The organism is Bradyrhizobium sp. RT6a (assembly GCF_040547675.1).
In the GTDB taxonomy this organism is placed as follows: Bacteria; Pseudomonadota; Alphaproteobacteria; order Rhizobiales; family Xanthobacteraceae; genus Bradyrhizobium.
Map to the genome: position 1 here is coordinate 345,427 of NZ_JBEPQC010000002.1, position 23,076 is coordinate 368,502.

The 23,076-nt window shown below is 65.1% G+C and carries 13 protein-coding genes; 12 read left to right on the top strand and 1 reads right to left on the bottom strand.

Features of this window, described 5'->3' with window-relative positions; translation table 11 throughout:
* Nucleotides 1-27: 27 nt before the first annotated feature.
* The 8 genes from msrB to ABIC03_RS11420 all read left to right on the top strand — a co-directional run bounded on the left by msrB (nt 28) and on the right by ABIC03_RS11420 (nt 12,157).
* A complete protein-coding gene (gene msrB / locus ABIC03_RS11385; RefSeq protein WP_085357245.1) occupies nt 28-540 on the top strand; it encodes a peptide-methionine (R)-S-oxide reductase MsrB in 513 nt (170 codons plus the stop codon).
* Nucleotides 541-830: 290 nt separating this feature from the next.
* Nucleotides 831-3,092, top strand: coding sequence for a flagellar hook-basal body complex protein (locus ABIC03_RS11390; RefSeq protein WP_275169980.1), 2,262 nt, complete (start codon nt 831-833; stop codon nt 3,090-3,092).
* A 34-nt stretch (nt 3,093-3,126) separates the two neighbouring features.
* Nucleotides 3,127-5,010, top strand: a complete 1,884-nt coding sequence (flgK, locus tag ABIC03_RS11395) for a flagellar hook-associated protein FlgK (protein ID WP_354058092.1) — start codon at nt 3,127-3,129, stop codon at nt 5,008-5,010.
* Between the two features lie 21 nt (nt 5,011-5,031).
* Nucleotides 5,032-6,915 carry a flagellar protein gene (locus ABIC03_RS11400; RefSeq protein ID WP_354058094.1) on the top strand — a complete coding sequence of 628 codons (1,884 nt, stop codon included), beginning with the start codon at nt 5,032-5,034 and terminating at the stop codon, nt 6,913-6,915.
* Between the two features lie 72 nt (nt 6,916-6,987).
* Nucleotides 6,988-7,770 carry a hypothetical protein gene (locus ABIC03_RS11405; RefSeq protein WP_354058096.1) on the top strand — a complete coding sequence of 261 codons (783 nt, stop codon included), beginning with the start codon at nt 6,988-6,990 and terminating at the stop codon, nt 7,768-7,770.
* Nucleotides 7,760-9,409: a sugar phosphate isomerase family gene (locus tag ABIC03_RS11410; RefSeq protein ID WP_354058098.1), complete on the top strand. Its 1,650-nt coding sequence runs from the start codon at nt 7,760-7,762 to the stop codon at nt 9,407-9,409. Before ABIC03_RS11405 ends, ABIC03_RS11410 begins: the two co-directional genes overlap by 11 nt.
* A gap of 1 nt (nt 9,410) precedes the next feature.
* Nucleotides 9,411-10,664, top strand: a complete 1,254-nt coding sequence (locus tag ABIC03_RS11415; RefSeq protein WP_354058100.1) for an ATP-grasp domain-containing protein — start codon at nt 9,411-9,413, stop codon at nt 10,662-10,664.
* Complete coding sequence (locus ABIC03_RS11420; RefSeq protein WP_354058102.1) at nt 10,661-12,157, top strand: pyridoxal phosphate-dependent decarboxylase family protein; 1,497 nt, start codon at nt 10,661-10,663, stop codon at nt 12,155-12,157. The genes ABIC03_RS11415 and ABIC03_RS11420 overlap by 4 nt, the downstream gene beginning before the upstream one ends.
* A 119-nt stretch (nt 12,158-12,276) precedes the next feature.
* Here the strand turns inward: ABIC03_RS11420 and flbT are convergent, their stop codons facing one another.
* Nucleotides 12,277-12,717, bottom strand: a complete 441-nt coding sequence (flbT, locus tag ABIC03_RS11425) for a flagellar biosynthesis repressor FlbT (protein WP_275169987.1) — start codon at nt 12,715-12,717, stop codon at nt 12,277-12,279.
* 319 nt (nt 12,718-13,036) lie between these two features.
* Here flbT and ABIC03_RS11430 point away from each other — a divergent pair, with 319 nt between their 5' ends.
* From ABIC03_RS11430 to ABIC03_RS11445, 4 genes are all read left to right on the top strand, one after another.
* Complete coding sequence (locus ABIC03_RS11430; RefSeq protein ID WP_354058104.1) at nt 13,037-15,316, top strand: DUF1522 domain-containing protein; 2,280 nt, start codon at nt 13,037-13,039, stop codon at nt 15,314-15,316.
* 357 nt (nt 15,317-15,673) lie between these two features.
* Nucleotides 15,674-17,950, top strand: coding sequence for a DUF1522 domain-containing protein (locus ABIC03_RS11435; protein ID WP_354058106.1), 2,277 nt, complete (start codon nt 15,674-15,676; stop codon nt 17,948-17,950).
* A gap of 325 nt (nt 17,951-18,275) precedes the next feature.
* Nucleotides 18,276-20,555, top strand: coding sequence for a DUF1522 domain-containing protein (locus tag ABIC03_RS11440; RefSeq protein ID WP_354058108.1), 2,280 nt, complete (start codon nt 18,276-18,278; stop codon nt 20,553-20,555).
* Between the two features lie 215 nt (nt 20,556-20,770).
* A complete protein-coding gene (locus ABIC03_RS11445; RefSeq protein ID WP_354058110.1) occupies nt 20,771-23,062 on the top strand; it encodes a DUF1522 domain-containing protein in 2,292 nt (763 codons plus the stop codon).
* Nucleotides 23,063-23,076 lie beyond the last annotated feature (14 nt).

Genomic DNA, 23,076 nt, shown 5'->3' on the forward strand with positions numbered 1-23,076 from the left:
CATGGACGCTCCCGCATGGAGAATGAGATGTTTGACCGCCGCATCCTGTTGACGACTGTCGCCGGCCTGTTCGGCCTTGCGGCCTTCCGCTGGCTCAGAGCATCGCCCGCGGAGGCTGGAGAGAAAGCCGCGCAGAAATTCGAGATCGAGAAGACGGACGCCGAATGGCGTGCCCAGCTCACGCCGCAGCAATATGAGATCCTGCGCAAGGAAGGCACCGAGCGGCCGGGCTCCAGCCCGCTGCTCAAGGAGCACCGCAAGGGCGTCTTCGCCTGCGCCGGCTGCGACCTGCCGCTGTTCGCCTCCGACACCAAATTCGAGAGCGGCACGGGCTGGCCCAGCTTCTACCAGCCGATCGAGGGCAATGTCGGCAAGACCGAGGATCGCACCTTTGGCATGCTCCGCACCGAGGTGCATTGCCGGCGCTGCGGCGGCCATCTCGGGCACGTGTTCGACGACGGTCCGAAGCCGACCGGATTGCGCTACTGCATCGACGGTTTCGGGCTGGTCTTCCACCCCGCGGCTGCATCCGCAACGTAGGCCTTTCTCCTCGTCATTCCGGGGCGGTCCGCAGGACCGAACTATGGTGCGCAATTGCGCACCTGAGAATCTCGAGGTTTCGGATTCGATGCTGACGCATCGCTCGGGACGACAATCGTCCCGGCAATTGTTGCCGGTCCCGGCAATTGTGCCCCGGTCATCAGACCGGGGCTTTTTCGTCAAGTCATTGATTTGCTGAGAAAACCCGCATTGGCATAGCCCTTGCGACAGTCTCCTCCGACTGCGGCCATGGTCGACCGGCCGCCGAGATCGGATCTGGAGACAAAGTTATGGGTATCTTCGATGCAATGAACACCTCGGTGGGTGGCCTGCAGGCGCAGTCCTACGCGCTGCAGAACATTTCCGGCAACATCGCGAACTCATCCACCACCGGTTACAAGGGCATCGGGACCAGCTTCGTCGATCTCATTCCGGACGCCTCGGTGCCGAGCAAGCAGGTCGCCGGCGGCGTGACCGCCAATGCCAAGGCCACCATCACCACGCAAGGCACGATCTCGGGCTCCACCGTCGCCACCAACATGGCGATCACCGGCGACGGCTTCTTCTCGATCCAGAAGGCAACCGGCATCGTCGACAACTCGCCGGTGTTCAGCGGCGTCACCTATTACACGCGGCGTGGCGACTTCCAGCTCAATGCCAACGGCAATCTGGTCAACGGCGCCGGCTATTACCTGATGGGCGTCACGGTCGACCCGAAGACCGGCAACCCGCAAGGCAACGTTGCGACGGTCCTGAAATTCCAGAACAACTTCATCCCGGCACAGGCGACGACCTCGATCCAGTACGCGGCGAACCTGCCGACCCAGCCGAACACCGTGGCGAGCACGACTGCGGCGACCAAGACGCTGCTCGCGGCTGGCGGAATCAATCCGTCGGACTTCCAGGCCAACCCCTTGCCGGTGGGCACACCGCCCGCGCCCTATACCAGCGCGACGGTGTCCGGCGCAGCCGCCACGGGCAACATCCGCTCGGCCTATTCGTCAACGACGGGGACGGGCACGGTCCCGCTCCAGAACAACTCGTCCGCGGTGGCATCGGGCACCACTTCGCTCGACAATGCCGTGGGCACGCATCTCGCCTCCAGCATCCTCACAGCGCTGAGCGGCCAGACGCTGACCATCAACGGCAACACAATTACCTTCGACGGCAGCACCACCGTCGCGACGGTTGGCAGCAACACCACGATTGGTCTCGGCGCGGGCACGACGGCGACCGTGGCCAGCATCCTGAATGCGATCCAGACGGCCGGCGGTGCCGGTGTCACGGCCTCGCTCTCCGCCAGCGGCAATATCCAGATCTCGACGGGTACCGGCACCGACGTGGCGGTCAACAGCGGCACCGCAGCCACGGCACTCGGCATCAGCAGCGTGGCGCGGGGCGGCAACGTGCTGTCCTCGCCCTCGATCACAGGCGCCACGGTGCTGAGCGGCGCGGCAACGGCCGGTGGCGCCGAGGTGCTCTCGTCCGGCTTTTCGGCAGGCCCGCCCGCCGACACCATCACCGTCAACGGTCAGACGCTGACCTTTGTGGCCTCGGGCGCCACCGGTCCGAACCAGATCAACATCACCGACAACATCACGACCCTGCTCGGCAAGATCGACGCTCTCTCCGGCGCGTCGGGGTCGTCGATCAGCAGCGGCGGCGTCATCACGCTGAACACCGGCACCGTCTCCAATCTCTCGGTAGCCAGCTCCAACAGTGCGGCCTTCGCCGCGCTCGGCTTCACCTCGACCATCAGCAAGAATCGTGACGGCGGCGGCACCGCCGGCACCGGCGGCGTCATCGGCAACGACATCGCGACCTTCACCAAGGAATCGATCAGCGGTGGCGCGGTGACCGCCTACAACGCCGCCGGCACGCCGGTGAACCTGCAATTGCGCTGGGCCAAGACCGACAGCGCCTCGCTCGGCGCCGGCCATGCCGATACCTGGAACATGTTCTACCAGACCGACCCGAATGCGACCGGTTCGACGGTCGGCTGGGTCAACACCGGCCAGGCCTTCACCTTTGCCTCCGACGGCTCACTGACCTCGCCGAGCGGCTCGGGCATCACCATCAACAACGTCAGCGTCAGCGGGCAGTCGCTCGGCTCGGTGTCCTTCAACATCTCCTCGGGCGGGCTGACGCAATATGCCAGCACCAGCGGCGCGGTGACCATCAACACCATCACCCAGAACGGCTACGCCGCGGGTCAGCTCCGCTCGGTCGCCGTCAACAACAACGGTCTCGTGGTCGGCACCTTCTCCAACGGCCAGAACCTCGACCTCGCACAGGTCTCGTTGTCGCACTTCAACGGCACCAATTATCTCAAGGCGATCGACGGCGGCGCTTACGCTTCAACCGAGCAGTCGGGGCCCGCGATCGACGGCGCGTCGGGCACCATCAGCGGCTCGTCGCTGGAAGGCTCGAACACCGACATCGCCGACGAATTCACCAAGCTGATCGTGACCCAGCAGGCCTATTCGGCCAACACCAAGGTGATCACGACCGCGAATTCGATGGTGCAGGACCTCTTGAACGTGTTGCGCTGATCGCGCGTGACGTAACCAAAGGCGGCAAGTCAACATGGGTTTGAGTTCAGCCCTCGCCAGTGCGATGAGCGGTCTGCGTGCCAATCAGGCTGCGCTCTCGATCGTTTCCTCGAACGTCGCCAACTCGCAGACGCCGGGTTACGTCGTCCAGACGCCGAACCAGATCGAGGTCACCACCGGCGACTTCGGCTCGACGGTGATGACGACCGGCGTCAGCCGCGAGCTCGACACCTATGTGCAGAACCAGCTGCGCACCGAGACCGGCGGCAGCGGCTACGCCGACCAGATGGCCAACATCCTGAAGCAGCTTCAGAATGTCTATGGCACGCCCGGCAACAGCGGTACGCTCGAAAACGCGCTGAACAGTTTCACCACGGCGCTGCAGGCGCTGTCGACCAACGCGGGCTCGTCGTCGGCGCAGACGGTTGCGCTCGGCGCGGCGCAGACGCTGGCGCAGCAGCTCAACCTCGCCACCAAGGGAATCCAGTCGCTGCGCTCCAACGTCGAGCAGGATCTTGGCACCTCGGCGCTAGCCGCCAACGCGGCGATGCAGCAGGTCGCCGACATCAACGGCAGGCTCCAGGGCCTGTCGGCAAACGACCCCTCGGCCGCGACGCTGATGGACCAACGCGACCAGGCCATCAACACGCTGTCGAAATATGTCGACGTCCACGTCACCACCGACGGGTCCAATCAGGCCAACATCTACACCACCACCGGCATCCAGCTGGTCGGCGCCGGCCTGGCCTCGCAATTCACCTTTGCGTCCGCCGGCGCGCTGTCGGCGACCTCGCTCTACAACATCGATGCGGCCAAATCCGGCGTCGGCGCGTTCAACATCAGGCTCCCGAACGGATCCTCGGTCGACGTCATCGCCAACAGCGTGGTGTCTTCGGGCCAGATCGCGGCCGATCTGAAGCTGCGCGATCAGACGCTGGTGCAGGCGCAGAACCAGATTGACCAGTTCGCCGCGACGATGTCGAGCGCGTTGTCGGACAAGACCACGGCCGGCAGCACGGTCACCGGCCCGCCGGCCGGCTTCGATCTCGATCTTGCCGGGGCGGCGCCGGGCAACAGCGTCAACTTCACCTACACCGATACGACCACCAACACGAAGCGACAGGTCACGCTGGTCAACGTGACCGATCCGGCGGCGCTGCCGCTCCAGAATGCCACCAACGCCAATCCGATGCAGATCGGGGTGAACTTCGCCGGCGGCATGAGCGCGATCGCCTCGGCGCTCAACACCGCGCTTAACGGCTCGCATCTGTCGTTCGCCGCCGCCCCGTCGCCGGCGACGGCCACCACATTGCGGGTGACCGACGACAACAGCGGCCTCGCCAAGGTCAATTCGGCCTCGATCACCAAGACGATCTCGTCGCTGACCTCGGGCAATCCGCAACTGCCGCTGTTCACCGATGGTGGGCAGGCGCTCTACACCGGCGCGATCACGGCATCGGGTTCGCAGATGACCGGCCTTGCCGGGCGCATCGCCGTGAACACGCAGCTCGCCACCGACCCGACCAGGCTGTCGGTCTACAACACCTCGCCGGTGACGCCCACGGGCGACACCACGCGCTCGGACTATCTCTATTCGCAGCTCACCTCGGCGGTGTTCTCCTATTCGCCGCAATCCGGTCTGGGCTCGGCAAGCCAGCCCTTCACCGGCAGCGTCTCGAACTACCTCCAGCAGTTCCTGAGCATCCAGGGCAATGCCGCGACCCAGGCGACCCAGCTCCAGCAGGGGCAGAGCGTCGTGGTCTCGACGCTGCAGGCCAAGTTCAACTCGACCTCCAGCGTCAATCTGGACTCGGAAATGTCGAACCTGATCCAGCTGCAGAATGCCTATGCCGCCAACGCTCATGTCATGTCGGTGGTGCAGAGCATGATGAATACGTTGCTCCAGGCTCAAGTGTAACAAGTAACAGGGCTCTGAAACATGTCGATCAGCAGCATCAACTATTCCTCGTCGGTTCTCGGTTCGCAGATCCGCAACATCAATCAGCAGCTCACCGACCTATCGACGCAGCTCTCGACCGGCAAGCTGTCGCAGAACTATTCCGGGATGGGCACCAACGAGGGCTTTGCGATCGCCGGGCGCGCGCAGCTCTCCAACATCGCCGCCTATACCGACACGATGACCAACGTCAACGTCAGCATCAACCTCGCCAATACCGCGTTGCAGTCGCTGACCACGATCCGCAACACGGTGCAGACGGGCTCGGCCAACACCGCGCAGGATCTCAACGTCAACGGCCAGACGGTTGCGCAGAACACCGCGGCTGCGCAATTCGGCTCGATGGTCGGCGTTCTCAACACGCAGTCCGGCAACCGCTATCTGTTCTCCGGAACCGCCTTCAACACGCCGTCGGTCGCGAATGCCGGCGACATCATCAACGGCACCACGACGCAGGCGGGCTTCAAGACCGTCATGGCGGAGCGGCAGGCCGCCGACCTCGGCGCCAACGGCATGGGCCGGCTGGTGCTGGCGACGCCACAGCCGACGCCGAGCTCGGTAATGGTCTCCGAGGACGCCGCGGCATCGCCCTTCGGCCTGAAGATCGCCGCGGTCTCCTCGACGCTGACCGGCGCGACGGTCACCGGCCCGAGCGGCTCGCCGGTGTCGTTCTCGGTCGACCTCAACGGCGTCAATCCGAACAATGGCGACAAGCTCAGCGTGCAGTTCACGCTGCCCGATGGCTCGACCGAGCAGATCGACCTGACGGCATCGACGGCGACGCCGACACCGCTCGGCAGCTTTGCCATCGATGCAAGCGTCCCGGTCAACCCGAACAACACGGCGACCAACCTCAACACCGCGCTGAACACCGCGATCAAGAAGCTCGCCGGCACCTCGCTGGTGGCGGCCTCCGCCATCACCGCCGGCGACAATTTCTTCAACACCGACAGCTCGGCGATCGGGGTTGCCAAGACCAGCCAGGCGTCCGTGCCGATCAGCGGCACCACCGCGCTATCCGGCACCTCGCCCTCGGACTCGATTGCGCCGGGCTTCTCCGCCGGCGACACCCTGACCGTCAACGGCACCACGATCAGCTTCGTCACTTCGGGGGCGACTGGCAACCAGCTGAATATCGGCGACAGCATCCAGGCCCTGATGAGCAAGATCGACGCCATCACGGGCACCTCGCGGCCGTCTACCATCCACAGCGGCTCGATCACGATCAACACCGACGATGCGGCGAGCCTGAACATCACGAGTTCGAATACGGGTGCTCTCGCCTCGCTCGGTTTCAGCTCGACGCCGATCACCGCCACGCAACCGCCGCTGCGGGTCGGCTCGTCGCCCGCGAGCTCGGCGACCACGCTGGTCAACGGCTCGGCCACCACCGTGAAATGGTACCTGGGCAATGACGGCCCCGGCTCGCCGCGCTCCACCGCGATGGCCCGGGTCGACGATTCCGTCACGGTGCAGTATGGCGCGCAGGCCAACGAGGACGCGATCCGCAAGGAGCTGCAGGCGGTCGCCGTGTTCGGGACGTTCTCGACCTCGCCGACCGGGCAGTATTCGGGCGGGCAGGTCGCCGCGCTGAGCCTGCGGGTGACGCAGGCCTTGACGAAGCAGCCCGGCCAGCAGCGCATCGAGGACATCCAGACCGACATCGCGATGGCGCAGAACACCATGAAGGGCGCAAGCTCGCGCCAGACCCAGGCCAAGGCGCAGCTCCAGACCATCATCGACCAGGCGGAATCGGCCCCGCCGGACCAGGTTGCGAGCGAGATACTGGCGCTCCAGAATGCCCTCCAGGCGTCCTACCAGGTGACATCGAACCTCTCGCAGCTCTCGCTCGTCAAGTTCCTGTAAGCCGGGCGTTAAGGCGCCGTTAACCATGCCTCTTTACCTCTTCGTGAGGATTGCAGCGGGGCGGAGCTGACGATGTCGGAGAAGATGAAACTGGTGGTGGCCACGCCATGTTTCGGCGGGCAGGTGACGAGCATCTATGCGAGCTCGATCTTCGCGCTCCAGCGCGCCGTGCACGGCATGGCCAATCTCGAGCTCAAGGTGCAGCTGCGCGACGGCGATGCGCTAATCACGCGCGCACGGGCCAATCTGGCGGCGATGTTCCTGGACGATCCAGAGGCGACGCATTTCCTGTTCATCGACGCCGACATCGGCTTCAAGCCGGAGCAGGTGTTCCGGCTGATCGAGTGCGGCGCGGACGTCGTCGCCGGCTGCTATCCGATCAAGCGGATCAACTGGGACAAGGCCGCGCGCGCGATCCAGTCCGGCCGCGCCGACGTGCCGGCCGCATCGCTCGACTACGTGCTCGAGATCGAGGACCCCGACCGCATCGTGGTGGTGAACGGCTTCACCCGCGTGCGTTACGCCGGCACCGGCTTCCTGATGATCCGGCGCTCCGTGCTGGAGACGATGTGCCGTCATCCGGATTACGCGGCCTTGCAATTCTTCCGCGAACATTCGCACGATACGCTGGCGGCGAGCCTGAACCGGTTTGCCTTGTTCGAATGCATGATCGATGCGGCGACCGGCACCTATCTGTCCGAGGACTTCGCCTTCTGCAAGCGCTGGACCGACATCGGCGGCGAGATCTGGGCCGACATCGAGAGCTCGCTCGATCACGTCGGGCCGTCGGTGTTCCACGGCGACATCACCTCGCAATTCGCACCGGCGCCCGCGGCGGCGGCCGATGCGGCGTGAGCCTTTCGGGATGAGCGCCGGCGCATCCCGTCTGTCAGCCAGCGAGCGCGCGTCTGACGGCGGCTCGCGCTATCGCCTGCGCGATCTCTTCACACCGCTGGATACGCTGCTCGCCTCCGGCGGAGATCCGCGGCTGGCGCTGGATGCGAACGACCGTGTCAACGCCTATGGTTGCGCGGCTTCGCCGGAGCCGGAGCTCTGGAATTTCGCCTCCGCGACCGCGTCGACGATCTCGCAGATGGCCTACGACCGCGCCGCGCTGGCGCGCGAAGAGCTGATGCACAAATGCCTGTTCGACGAGGTCGAGATCGCCTTCGATGCCCGCTGCGAGGACATGCGCGAGGAGCTGCGCGGCCACCTTGCGCTCTCGTCGCGCATCGACGTCGTGTTCTCGCCGTCCGGCACGGACTCCCAGCTTCACGCGCTGTTCGTGGCGCGCGCGATGCTCGGTGCGTCGCCGGTGACGATCGTGGTCGGCGCCGACCAGACCGGAAGCGGGACGCCGCATACCGCACGCGGCCACCATTTCAGCACGATGACGCCAGGCGGCGTGGCCGTGCGCAAGGACGGCGCGGTGACGGGGCTCGCCGGCGACAGCATTGCGGTGCCGCTGATCGACATGGCGGCCGGCATTGCGATGCGCACCGATGCCGATGCCGCGGTGCTGCGCGCGGTCGAGACCAGCCTCACGCAAGGCCGCCGCGTTTTGTTGCAGATCATGGATTCGTCAAAACTCGGTTGGCGTGCCCCAAGCGAGGCCTGTCTCGACGAGATCGCGCGGCGCTGGCCGCGCAAGGTTCAAATCGTCGTCGATGCCTGTCAGGCGCGGCTCGGCCGCCGGCGGCTGCGCGCCTATCTCGACCGTGGTTACATGGTGCTGATGACCGGCTCGAAGTTTTTCGGCGGCCCCGCCTTCAGCGGTGCGCTGCTGCTGCCGAAAGGCCTGTCGCGCTCGATCGACCGGATTGGCGGGATCGCGCCCGGCATCTTCGACTATGCCGGCCGCTGCGACTGGCCGGTAGCGTGGACGACGCTACGCTCGCGCTTCGAGCGGCGGCCGAATTTCGGTCAATGGCTGCGCTGGGAGGCCGCGCTGGCCGAGATCGGCAGCTACTACGCCGTGCCCGGGGCTTTCCGCGCCAGGATGCTGGCCGAGCTTGCAGCCGGCATCGACAGCATGATCGCGTTGTCGCCGTCACTTCGTGCCGTTCCAGCCGCGATCGAGAAGTCAGGCGCGGACGACGAGGAATTCGCGGAAGCCACGATCTTTCCTTTCGCGCTGCTGCGCGGCGGCAAGTCGGTCTCGATCGCCGAGACCAGCGCCGTGCATCGGGCGCTGGCGCGCGACATGGCCGAGGAAATCAGCGACAGCGCGGCGGACCGGCAAGTGGCCGCCCAGCGCTGTCTCGTCGGCCAGCCGGTCCGACTGGAGAGGCAGGACGGTGCGCCGCAGGTCGTGTTGCGCCTCTGCGTCGGCGCACGATTGGTGACCGAAGCCTGGTCGCCGGATCCAATGCAGGCGCAACGCAATGTGCAACACGTTCTCGATCGCATCGCCCATGTGCTGGTGAAGATCGAGCTGTTGCTTGACCGTGGCGCGGTCACGGCCGCGCCGGCAAAGTCCGCGTTCGAGGTGTGAGATGCAACATCCAGTTTACGCGCAGAGCGGCGTGACCGCGCCGAACCATGCCGACCGCATCGGCTTTGCGCAGTTGACGCGTCGCGCCTTCGAGGGCGGCGACCTGCATCCATTGCGCGAGCGGCTGCTGGCGCGGATCGAGGAAGGGACGGCGGAGGCTGGCGAAGGCCTCGATCTCTCGCTGATCGCCCAGCTTCTCGGCGAGAAGGAGGCCGGTTTGGTGATCCAGACCGAAGTGCTCTCCTTCCACCAATTGTTTCGTACGCCTTGCGCTGCTGCAAAACCCCGGCTGCGCGTGCTCGCGCTCGCTGCCGATATCGACATGGGCGGCAACACGCCGATCGACTTCCTGCTTGAAGACTCCGACATCGAGCTGTTGACGCTCTACGTGGTCAAGGGCATCGGCCTGCCGGAGACTCTGCCCGAGCACGACGTCGCCATCGTGATCGCATCCGATTCCGAGGAGTGCCGGGAGGCGCTCGCGCTGATCGAGAAGGCTGCGCCACACTGGCCGAGGCCGCTGCTCAATCGTCCCGATCTCATCGGCAATCTCGATCGCGACAAGCTGTATCGTCTGCTGGCGGGCGTACCCGGTCTCGACATTCCAGTGACCGCCCCCACGACGCGCGCGCAATTGTCGGAGCTTTCGCAAGGCAAGATCGTTTGCGAGGAGATCACGGGCGAACTGCGCTTTCCGATGATCGTGAGGCCGCGCGGCACGCATGCCGGCGTCGGGCTTGCCAAGCTCGACGACGCGGCGGCGCTCGCGGCCTATCTTGCCGAGCGGCAAGAGCAGGACTTCTTCGTCGCGCGCTTCGTCGACTATGCGAGTCCCGACGGGCTCTACCGCAAATATCGTCTCGCCATGGTCGACGGCAAACCCTACGCCTGCCACATGGCGATCGCCGATCGCTGGGACATCTGGTATCTCAACGCTTTCATGGCGTTCAGCGAGGAGAAGCGGGCCGAGGAAGCCGTCTTCATGCTCGACTTCGACCAAGCGTTCGCGGCGCGCCACAAAATCGCGCTGGACGAAATGAGCAGGCGCGTCGGCCTCGATTACTTCATCGTCGATTGCGCCGAGAACCAGAACCGCGAGCTCCTGGTCTTCGAAGCCGACAACACCGCCGTCGTGCACAACATGGATCCGCCGGCCGTGTTTCCGTACAAGCCACCGCAGATGCGCAAGATCTTCGCGGCGTTCACGGCGATGCTGTCGCGGCATGTGCGAGCGGGCGAGGAGAGTGCGGCATGAACGAGATCATCCGCAACACGCAAGGCTCCATCACGCACACTTCGCTCGATCCGCAGGACTGGAGCGAGTTTCGCGCGCTCGCCCATCGCATGCTTGACGAGACGATCGACGGCATCGCCAACGTTCGCGCGCGCCCGGTGTGGCAGCCGATCCCCGACGGCGTCCGCGCGGCATTCAAGGCCGACGTGCCGCGCGAGGCGAGCGATCTCGCCGACGTCTATCGCGACTTCTCCGAACATGTCGCACCCTATGCGACCGGGAACGTCCATCCCGGTTTCATGGGCTGGGTGCATGGCGGCGGCACCGCGGTCGGCATGGTCGCGGAAATGCTCGCGGCAGGCCTCAACGCCAATCTCGGCGGCCGCGACCACATGCCGATCGAGGTCGAGCGCCAGGTCGTGGACTGGATGCGCCGCCTGTTCGCCTTCCCGGAAAGCGCGAGCGGCATCTTCGTCACTGGCACGTCGATGGCGAATCTGATGGCGGTGCTGGTGGCACGTACGAGCGCGCTCGGCACGCTGGCGCGGCAGTACGGCATCGGCAATGACAGTGCGCTTCTCACCGCCTATACATCGCAGGCCGCGCATGGCTGCGTCTCGAGGGCGATGGACATCGCCGGGCTCGGTACCGATGCGCTGCGCAAGATCGACGTCGATGCCGGTCATCGCATGGACGTTGCCGCGCTACGTGCGCAGATCGCGATCGATCGCGAGGTCGGCTTCAAGCCGTTCCTCGTCGTCGCATCCGCCGGTACGGTCGATATCGGCGCGATCGACGATCTCCGCGCGATCGCGCAGCTGTGCCGCGAGGAAGGAATCTGGTTTCACGTCGACGGCGCCTTCGGTGCGCTCGCGATCCTGTCGCCCGAGCTTGCGCCGCTGCTCGGTGGCATCGAGCTTGCGGATTCCATTGCGCTCGATTTCCACAAATGGGGACAGGTGCCTTACGACGCCGGCTTTCTGCTGGTACGCGACGGCGAGCAGCATCGGCAAGCCTTTGCGCAGCCCGCGGCCTATCTGCGTCGCGAGGCGAGGGGGCTTGCGGCCGGCGCGATCTGGCCGTGTGATCTCGGCCCCGATCTGTCGCGCGGCTTCCGTGCGCTGAAGACGTGGTTCACGCTGAAGACGTTCGGCACCGATCGGCTTGGTGCGGCGATCACGCGAAGCTGTGCGCTGGCGAAATATCTGGAGACGCGCGTCCTCGCCGAGCCGCGGCTGGAATTGCTGGCACCTGTCAATCTCAACATCGTCTGCTTCCGTTACCGCGCTGCCGAAGAGGTCAATCGCGAGATCGTCGCCGACATCCAGGAGTCCGGTATTGCGGCGCCATCGAGTACGACGCTGGACGGCAGGTTTGCGATCCGCGCCGCGATCGTCAATCACCGTACCAACGAGTCCGACATCGACGCGCTGGTCGCGGCCGTGCTGGAATTCGGCGGAAGACGGACCGGGGGAGTGATCGACGTCGAGGCGCCGCCGCTCGCGGCGCAGTAGCCTTGAAGCCGGCTTGAAACGACAACGGCCCCGGAGGCGATCCGGGGCCGTTGTCGTTTCAGGCTGGTCGTTCGTCCGGCCCGGTCGTTCGCCCGGCGTGGGCCCGCGAACGCGTGGGATCAGGCGGCGGTGCTGACGTCGTCCTGGCCCGCTTCCGTCTTGGGATGCGTGGCCTCGAACTGGCTCCGTAACTTCTCTTCATAGGCGATCAGCTTGCGGGCATCCTTCAGCGCGCGATAGAGGTCGCCGTTGAGGATGTTGTTGTTGATGCCTTCGATGATCGGCCAGGAGCTCGGCACCGCGGTGACGATGTCGCGCACCAGGTTGAAATAGGTGCCGTGCTGGGTCTGCGGATCCGGCGAGATGTACATGAGCTGGACCGCCAGATAGACGAGCTTGGCGGGCGAGTCGGCGGTCTCCGGCGTGAGGATGTCGCGCTCGCGCAGGATCGGCACGTTGTCGCCGTCGATCAGAAGGCGGGCGCGCTGGTCGGTGTTGGTTATCACGCAGTTGCCGACGATGATGCGTTCGTGCGGTCTGAGCTCGACCTTGAGGGCCATGCCTGTTCTCCATCAACGCTTTCGTAACCGAGCGTGTGTTGCGGCGGATCAGGGCGCAATACTCCATCAAGACTAGTTAACGAGTTGTAAATCCCGGTCATTGCCGCGAAAAAACTCAATTATATCAACGTCGAAATCACCCGGCGGAGCGGCGTCACGGGCCTGCATATCGGCCGAATCGCACGGCGACTCAGCAAAAGTGCCCATTTCATTTCATGTTTCGTTAGAGGACTCCGCCCCACGGTCCGCCGGTCGCTGGGTCACTCGATCCATGCAGACGCGTAACAGTAAGCGTTGTTTACCAGAAAGGTAACACCCAATGTCCGGTATCGTTCTCTCCTCCTCGGTTCGTCAGAACCTCCTCTCCCTCCAGTCCACCGCTGATCTTCTCGCCACCACGCAGAACCGTCTGTCGACCGGCAAGAGCGTCAATTCGGCCCTGGACAATCCCACCAACTTCTTCACGGCACAGTCGCTCGACAACCGCGCCAGCGACATCAACAATCTGCTCGACGGCATCGCCAACGGCGTGCAGGTGCTGCAGGCCGCCAACACCGGCATCACCTCGCTGCAGAAGCTGATCGACTCTGCGAAGTCGATCGCCAACCAGGCGCTGCAGACCACGGTCGGCTACTCCACCAAGTCCAACGTCTCCGCCACCATCGCGGGTGCGACCGCGGCTGACCTGCGCGGCACGACGAGCTTCGCCAGCGCGACCGCAAGCAGCAACGTCGTGTTTAGCGGCGCGGCGGGCGGCACCACGGCGGCGACCGGCACCACGACCCTCGGCGCCACCATCGGCTCTTTCGCCAGCACCGGCGCGACGGCCGGCGACGGCACCACGGCCCTGACCGGCACCATCACCCTGATCGCGACCAACGGCACCACGGCAACCGGCCTGTCGGCCAACGCCCAGCCCGCCGACGGCGACACGCTGACCGTGAACGGCAAGACCATCACCTTCCGCAGCGGCTCCGCTCCGGCTTCGACCGCGGTTGCGTCCGGTTCGGGCGTCAGCGGCAATCTCGTCACCGACGGCAGCGGCAACACCACCGTCTATCTCGGCACCGCGGGCACCCCGGCTGCGAACGTCAACGATCTGTTGACCGCAATCGATCTCGCCAGCGGCGTGAAGACGGTGTCCATCACCGCGGGTGCAGCGACGTTCGCCACCAGCGCCGGCCAGACCGCCTCAACCGCTGCCGGCGGCGCCGTCACGCTGAAGAGCTCGACGGGTGCGGATCTGAGCGTCACCGGCAAGGCCGACCTGCTCAAGGCTCTCGCCCTGACGACGGCCGTGGGCGGCGGCAACGCCACCGTGAGCGTCAACCGGACCACCAGCGCCGGCTCGCTGGGTGCGACCATCGCCGACGGTTCGACGCTGAACGTCGACGGTCACGTCATCACCTTCAAGAACGCGCCGATCCCGGGCTCGACCGGTGCTCCGAGCGTTCCGAGCGGGTATGGTGCGAGCGGTAACGTCCTCACCGACGGCAATGGTAACTCGACGGTCTATCTGCAGGCCGGCACGGTCAACGACGTGCTGAAGGCGATCGACCTTGCCACCGGCGTGCAGACCGCGACGGTCAATGCCAACGGCACCGCGACGCTTGCGACTGCGACCGGCCAGACCAACTCGTCGATCAACGCCTCGGGTCAGCTCAAGCTCTCGACCGGCGTCAATGCCGACCTGTCGATCACCGGCACCGGCAATGCGCTGAATGCGCTTGGCTTCGCCGGCAATACCGGGACCTCGACCGCGTTCACCGCGGCGCGTACCTCGGGCGTCGGCGGCCTCAGCGGCAAGACCTTGACCTTCTCCTCCTTCAACGGCGGCACGGCGGTCAATGTCACCTTCGGCGACGGCACCAGCGGCACGGTCAAGACGCTCGATCAGCTGAACACGAAGCTTCAGGCCAACAACCTGACGGCGACGATCGATGCCAACGGCCTGCTGACGGTTTCGACCACCAACGACTACGCGTCCTCGACCATCGGTTCGAGCGCCGCGGGTGGTGCGATCGGCGGCACGCTGACTTCGGCGCTGACGTTCTCGACGGCTTCCAGCCCCGTCCAGGACACGGTTGCCCAGACCTCGCGTTCGAACCTGGTGTCTCAGTACAACAACATCCTGAACCAGATCGACACGACCTCGCAGGACTCCTCGTTCAACGGCGTCAACCTGCTGAACGGCGACCAGCTCAAGCTGGTGTTCGACGAGACCGGCAAGTCGAACCTGAGCATCACGGGCGTGACCTACAACTCCAAGGGTCTCGGCCTTGCTGCGCTGACCAGCGGTGTCGACTTCATTGACAACTCCGCGACCAACAAGGTGCTGTCGAACCTGAACGCCGCGTCGAGCACGCTGCGCTCGGAAGCTTCGAGCCTCGGCTCGAACCTCTCGGTGGTGCAGGTGCGTCAGGACTTCAACAAGAGCCTGATCAACGTGCTGCAGACCGGTTCTTCGAACCTGACGCTGGCCGACACCAACACCGAAGCGGCCAACAGCCAGGCGCTGTCGACCCGCCAGTCCATCGCGGTCTCCGCGCTGTCGCTGGCCAACCAGTCGCAGCAGAGCGTGCTGCAGCTGCTCCGCTAACAAGCGGACGACATCGCAAGCAAGATCCGGCGGCGGGGCTCAGGCCCCGCCGCTTTCTTTTTGCGCCGGCACCAGAGTGCCGCGGCAAAGCGCAGACGATGCATCCGGATGCAGCCGATTGCTCACTCTCAGTTATGGTTGACAAGTCGCAAACGTCGCGTCGCTGCACGGAAAAGCGTCATCCAATCATGACGATATGAGCGAGCCAGATCCGGCTTCGATCGCGCACATGGTGAATCCGCGCAAGGACTGGCGCGACACGCTTCATGCTTTGTTAGCCGTCTACGTTCACCGTTCCGGACATCGATTAATCCTAATCGAAGTTTGTTGCGTTGCGTACCAGAAGGGTAACACTCAATGTCCGGTATCGTTCTCTCCTCGTCGGTTCGACAGAACCTGCTCTCTCTCCAGTCCACCGCTGATCTTCTCGCGACCACACAGAGCCGTCTGTCGACCGGCAAGAGCGTGAACTCGGCCCTGGACAATCCCACCAACTTCTTCACCGCACAGTCGCTCGACAACCGCGCCAGCGACATCAACAATCTGCTCGACGGCATCGCCAACGGCGTGCAGGTGCTGCAGGCCGCCAACACCGGTATCACCTCGCTGCAGAAGCTGATCGACTCTGCGAAGTCGATCGCCAACCAGGCGCTGCAGACCACCGTCGGCTACTCGACCAAATCCAATGTCTCCACCACGATTTCGGGTGCGACGGCGGCCGATTTGCGCGGCACGACGAGCTTCGCCAGCGCCACCGCGAGCAGCAACGTGCTGTATAACGGCACGGCCGGCGGCACCACGGCGGCGAGCGGCACCACGACCCTTGGCGCCACCATCGGCAGCTTTGCAAGCACTGGCGCAACGGCCGGCAACGGCACCACGGCGCTGGGCGGCACCATCACCCTGATCGCCACCAACGGCACGACCGCAACGGGTCTTGCCGGCAACGCCCAGCCCGCCGACGGCGACACGCTGACCGTGAACGGTAAGACCATCACTTTCCGCTCGGGTTCTGCTCCGGCTTCGACTGCGGTTCCCTCGGGTTCGGGCGTCAGCGGCAATCTCGTCACCGACGGCAGCGGCAACACCACCGTCTATCTCGGCACCGCGGGCACCCCGGCTGCGACCGTCGCCGATCTCTTGACCGCCGTCGATCTCGCCAGCGGCGTGAAGACGGTAGCCATCACTGCGGGTGCCGCAACGATCGCCACCAGCGTCGGCCAGACCGCTTCGAGCGCTACCGGCGGCGCCGTCACGCTGAAGAGCTCGACGGGTGCGGATCTGAGCGTCACCGGCAAGGCCGACCTGCTCAAGGCTCTCGCCCTGACGACGTCTGTGGGCGGCGGCAACGCCACCGTGAACGTCAACCGGACCACCAGCGCGGGCTCGCTGGGTGCGACCATTGCGGACGGCTCGACGCTGAACGTCGACGGCCACGTCATTACCTTCAAGAACGCGCCGATCCCGGGCTCGACCGGTGCTCCGAGCGTCCCGAGCGGCTATGGCGCCTCCGGCAACGTTCTCACCGACGGCAGCGGCAACTCGACGGTCTATCTGCAGGGCGGTACGATCAACGACGTGCTGAAGGCGATCGACCTTGCCACCGGTGTGCAGACCGCGGCGATCTCCAGCGGCGCCGCGACGCTGACGACCGCGACCGGCCAGACCAACTCGTCGATCAACGCCTCGGGCCAGCTCAAGCTCTCGACCGGCGTCAACGCCGATCTGTCGGTCACCGGCACCGGCAATTCGCTGAACGTGCTCGGCCTCGCCGGCAACACCGGAACTGCGACCGCCTTTACCGCGGCACGTACCTCGGGCGTCGGCGGCCTCAGCGGCAAGACCTTGACCTTCTCCGCCTTCAGCGGCGGCACGGCGGTCAACGTCACCTTCGGCGACGGCACCAACGGCACGGTCAAGACGCTCGATCAGCTCAATAGCTCGCTTCAGGCCAACAACCTGACTGCGACGATCGACGCCAACGGCCTGCTGACGGTTTCGACCACCAACGACTACGCGTCTTCGACGATCGGGTCGAGCGCCGCGGGTGGTGCGATCGGCGGCACGCTGACCACGGCGCTGACGTTCTCGACGGCTTCCAGCCCCGTCCAGGATACGGTTGCGCAGACCTCGCGTGCCAACCTGGTCGGCCAGTACAACAACATCCTTGCGCAGATCGACTCGACCTCGCAGGACTCCTCGTTCAACGGCGTCAACCTGCTGAACGGCGACCAGCTCAAGCTGGTGTTCGACGAGACCGGCAAGTCGAACCTCAGCATCACCGGCGTGACCTACAACTCCAAGGGTCTCGGCCTCGCTGCGTTGACCGGTGGCGTCGACTTCATCGACAACTCCGCTACCAACAAGGTGCTGACCAACCTGAACTCGGCCTCGAGCACGCTGCGCTCGGAAGCCTCGAGCCTCGGCTCGAACCTGACGATCGTGCAGGTTCGTCAGGACTTCAACAAGAACCTGATCAACGTGCTGCAGACCGGTTCGTCCAACCTGACTCTGGCCGACACCAACGTCGAAGCCGCGAACAGCCAGGCGCTGTCGACCCGCCAGTCGATCGCGGTCTCCGCGCTGTCGCTGGCCAACCAGTCGCAGCAGAGTGTGCTGCAGCTGCTCCGCTAACAAGCGGAAGACATCGCAAGACGACTACGGCGGCGGGGCTTCGGCTCCGCCGCTTTTTTTCGTGCGTCAGCCGACATTCGCCGCCACGCATCGTTCTGAAAAAGTAACCAGCGGTTATGGTTAATGGAGAGTAAGCGCGGATAAATGCCAATGATTTCAGCCTGATTGCCGGCCGCGACCGCGCCTTCCGCGCGCTTATGGTGAACCCGCGCTTAATGCGGGCGCGTGTTGTTTCACCCTTTGTTAGCCATGTCGCGGCACGCTGGCCCCGTCACTCGATCCGAAGCGATCGAACGAAGACGCGTAAACCAGAAGGGTAAGAGTCATGTCCGGTATTGTTCTCTCTGCGTCGGTTCGCCAGAACCTGCTGTCTCTCCAGTCCACCGCTGATCTTCTCGCCACCACACAGAACCGTCTGTCGACCGGCAAGAGCGTCAACTCGGCCCTGGACAATCCCACCAACTTCTTCACCGCACAGTCGCTCGACAACCGCGCCAGCGACATCAACAATTTGCTCGACGGCATCGCCAACGGCGTGCAGGTGCTGCAGGCCGCCAACACCGGCCTGACCTCGCTGCAGAAATTGATCGACAGCGCCAAGTCGATCGCCAACCAGGCGCTGCAGACCACCGTCGGCTACTCCACCAAGTCGAACGTCTCCACCACGATCGCGGGTGCGACGGCGGCCGACCTGCGCGGCACGACGAGCTTCGCCAGTGCGACCGCGAGCAGCAACGTGCTGTATAACGGCACGGCCGGCGGCACGACGGCGGCGAGCGGCACCACGACCCTTGGCGCCACCATCGGCAGCTTTGCAAGCACTGGCGCAACGGCCGGCAACGGCACCACGGCGCTGGGCGGCACCATCACCCTGATCGCCACCAACGGCACGACCGCAACGGGTCTTGCCGGCAACGCCCAGCCCGCCGACGGCGACACGCTGACCGTGAACGGCAAGACCATCACGTTCCGCTCGGGCTCCGCTCCGGCCTCTACTGCGGTTGCGTCCGGCTCGGGCGTCAGCGGCAATCTCGTCACCGACGGCAGCGGCAACACCATCGTCTATCTCGGCACCGCGGGCACCCCGGCTGCGACCGTCGCCGACCTCTTGTCCGCGATCGATCTCGCCAGCGGCGTGAAGACGGTAGCCATCACTGCGGGTGCCGCAACGATCGCCACCAGCGTCGGCCAGACCGCCTCGAGCGCCGCTGCCGGCGCGGTCACGCTGAAGAGCTCGACGGGTGCGGATCTGAGCGTCACCGGCAAGGCCGACCTGCTCAAGGCTCTCGCCCTGACGACGTCTGTGGGCGGCGGCAACGCCACTGTGTCCGTTGCACGGACTACGAGCGCGGGCTCGCTGGGTGCGACGATCGCGGACGGCTCGACGCTGAACGTCGACGGCCACGTCATTACCTTCAAGAACGCGCCGATCCCGGGCTCGACCGGTGCTCCGAGCGTTCCGAGCGGCTTCGGTGCGAGCGGCAACGTCCTCACCGACGGCAACGGCAACTCGACCGTCTATCTGCAGGCAGGCACCGTCAACGACGTGCTGAAGGCGATCGACCTTGCCACCGGCGTGCAGACTGCCGCGATTGCTGCCAACGGCACGGCGACACTGAGCACCGCAACCGGCCAATCGAACTCGACGATCAATACGTCCGGCCAGCTCAAGCTCTCGACCGGGATCAATGCCGACCTCTCGATCACCGGCTCCGGCAATGCGCTGAACGTGCTCGGCCTCGCCGGCAACACCGGCAGCGCCACCGCCTTTACCGCGGCACGTACCTCGGGCGTCGGCGGCCTCAGCGGCAAGACCTTGACCTTCTCCGCCTTCAACGGCGGTACGGCGGTCAACGTCACCTTCGGCGACGGCACCAACGGAACGGTCAAGACGCTCGACCAGCTCAACACGCAGCTTCTGGCCAACAACCTGGCTGCGACGATCGACGCCAACGGCCTGCTGACCATCACGGCGTCCAACGACTACGCGTCGTCGACGCTCGGCTCGACGACCGCCGGCGGTGGCATCGGCGGCACGCTCACGTCGGCGCTGACGTTCTCGACGGCTTCCAACCCCATCCAGGATGCGGTTGCACAGACGGCCCGTGCGAACCTGGTGTCTCAGTACAACAACATCCTGAACCAGATCGACACGACCTCGCAGGACTCCTCGTTCAACGGCGTCAACCTGCTGAACGGCGATCAGCTCAAGCTGGTGTTCGACGAGACAGGCAAGTCGAGCCTCAACATCACCGGCGTGACCTACAACTCCAAGGGTCTCGGCCTCGCTGCCTTGACCGTTGGTGTCGACTTCATCGACAACGCCGCGTCCAACCGCGTGCTGACCAATCTGAACGCCGCGTCGAGCACGCTGCGCTCGGAAGCCTCAGCGCTCGGTTCGAACCTCTCGGTGGTGCAGGTGCGTCAGGACTTCAACAAGAACCTGATCAACGTGCTGCAGACCGGTTCTTCGAACCTCACGTTGTCCGATACCAACGTCGAGGCGGCCAACAGCCAGGCGCTGTCGACCCGCCAGTCCATCGCGGTTTCCGCGCTGTCGCTGGCCAACACCTCGCAGCAGAGCGTGCTCCAACTGCTCCGCTAAGTAGCTGGCATCACTGAATAAAACCAGAGCGGCGGGGTCGTTTGCCCCGCCGCTTTTTTGCGTCCGGAGGCGGGCAGGGGCGTTCACCGGCCATTAACCCTATCCCTTAAACCGGCGTTAACCATACTTTAAAGGACAGCCTCTAAGACTGGACAAAAGCCCGCTTTCAAGACCGCGCGGCCGATTCGTACCTGGTTCAAGAGGAAGACTCGCCAATGTCCAACATCGTTCTCTCGGCGTCCGTTCGCCAGAACCTGTTGTCGCTGCAGTCGACGGCCGACTTGCTGGCCACGACGCAGGAGCGGCTGTCGACCGGTAAGAAGGTCAACACGGCGCTCGACAATCCCACCAACTTCTTCACGGCCCAGGGGTTGGACAACCGGGCGAGCGACATCAGCAACCTGCTGGATGGCATCAACAACGGTGTGCAGGTGCTCCAGGCGGCCAACACCGGCATCACCTCGCTGCAGAAGCTGATCGACAGCGCCAAGTCGATCGCCAACCAGGCGCTCCAGACCACGGTCGGCTATTCCACCAAATCGAACGTCTCCACCACGATTCCCGGTGCGACGCCCGCCGACCTCCGCGGCACGACCTCATATGCGAGCGCGACCGCCAAGAGCAACGTGCTCTATACCGGCGCAGCCGGTGGCGTCACCCCGGTCACGGGAACCGCCGCGCTCGGCGCCTCGCTCGGCTCGACCGCCGGCGCCTTTACCGGCACAGCGGCGCTCGCCGCCGACGGCACCACCGCACTGTCCGGTACCGCCACGCTGCTCGGCACGACCGCATCTACCACCTTCAGCACGGCGCCCGCGGACGGCGACACCCTCACGGTCAACGGCAAGACCATCACCTTCCGCACCGGTATCGCTCCGAGCACGCAGCCGACCGGCTGGGGCCTCGACGCTAGCGGACACATCGCCACGGACGGTAACGGCAATTCGATCGTCTATGAGGGAACGGCGGCTGCGCCCGGCGCGACCGTCAACGACGTTCTCAGCGCGATCGACCTCGCCAGCGGCGTCAAGACCGCGGCCATCAGCGCAGGCGCCGCAACCATCGCTGTCAGCGGCTCGGCCGGTCCTGTCGGAACGCTCCAGGTGGCATCGTCCATCTCGGGAGGCGGCGCGGTTACGCTGAAGAGCTCGACCGGTGCCGATTTGAGTGTGACGGGCAAGGCCGATTTTCTCAACAAGCTCGGTCTGACCCCGGCGACCGGTGCAGGCAATGCCAGCGTCACTGCGGCCCGATCGACCACCGCGGGCTCGCTCGGCTCTCTCGTTCAAGACGGCTCGACGCTGAACATCGACGGCCACACCATCACCTTCAAGAATGCCCAGACGCCCCAGTCGGCGATCAGCGTGACCTCCGGTGGCGTCAACGGCAACATCGTCACCGACGGCAACGGCAATTCGACCGTCTACATCCAGAGCGCGACGCTTACCGACCTGCTCAACTCGATCGACCTCGCCACCGGCGTCAAGACCGCCAGCATCTTCAACGGCGCGGCGACGCTGTCGACCACCGCGGGCCAGATCCCCTCGTCGGTCAACAGCAGCGGTCAGCTTGCGCTCTCCACCGGCATCAACGCCGACCTGTCGATCACCGGTACCGGCAATGCGCTCAACGCGTTCGGTCTCAGCGGCAATACGGGAACGGCGACCGCTTTCGCCGCGGCGCGCAACTCCGGTGTCGGCGGCGTCAGCGGCAAGACGCTGACTTTCACGTCTTTCAACGGCGGCACGCCGGTGAACGTCACCTTCGGCGACGGCACCAACGGCACCGTCAAGACGCTCGACCAGCTCAATGTGCAGCTTCAGGCCAACCACCTGACGGCGACGATCGACGCCAACGGCGTGCTGACGGTCACCACCGTCAACGAATACGCATCCTCGACCCTCGGCTCGACTGCCGCCGGCGGAACGGTCGGCGGTACGATCACGGGCGTGCTGGCCTTTACCACCGCGCAGCCCCCGATTCAGGATCCCGTCGCGCAGACCGCGCGCTCCGGCCTGGTCAGCCAGTTCAACAACATCCTGGCGCAGATCGACACGACCTCGCAGGACTCGTCCTTTAACGGCGTCAACCTGCTCAACGGCGACACGCTGAAGCTGGTCTTCAACGAGAACGGCAGCTCGACGCTCGGTATCAACGGCGTGGTGTTCAACGCGGCCGGCCTCGGTCTCAGCAATCTCGTTCCGGGCACGGACTTCATCGACAACGGTGCCACCAACAAGGTGCTGGCCAGCCTGAATGCCGCTTCGAGCACGCTGCGCTCCGAGGGTTCGTCGCTCGGTTCGAATCTGTCGATCGTGCAGGTGCGTCAGGACTTCTCCAAGAACCTGATCAACGTTCTGCAGACCGGCTCGTCCAATCTGACGCTGGCCGACACCAACGAGGAAGCTGCGAACAGCCAGGCGCTGTCGACCCGCCAGTCGATCGCGGTGTCCGCGCTGTCGCTGGCCAACCAGTCGCAACAGAGCGTGCTGCAGCTGCTCCGCTAATTTCGCGGCGCAAG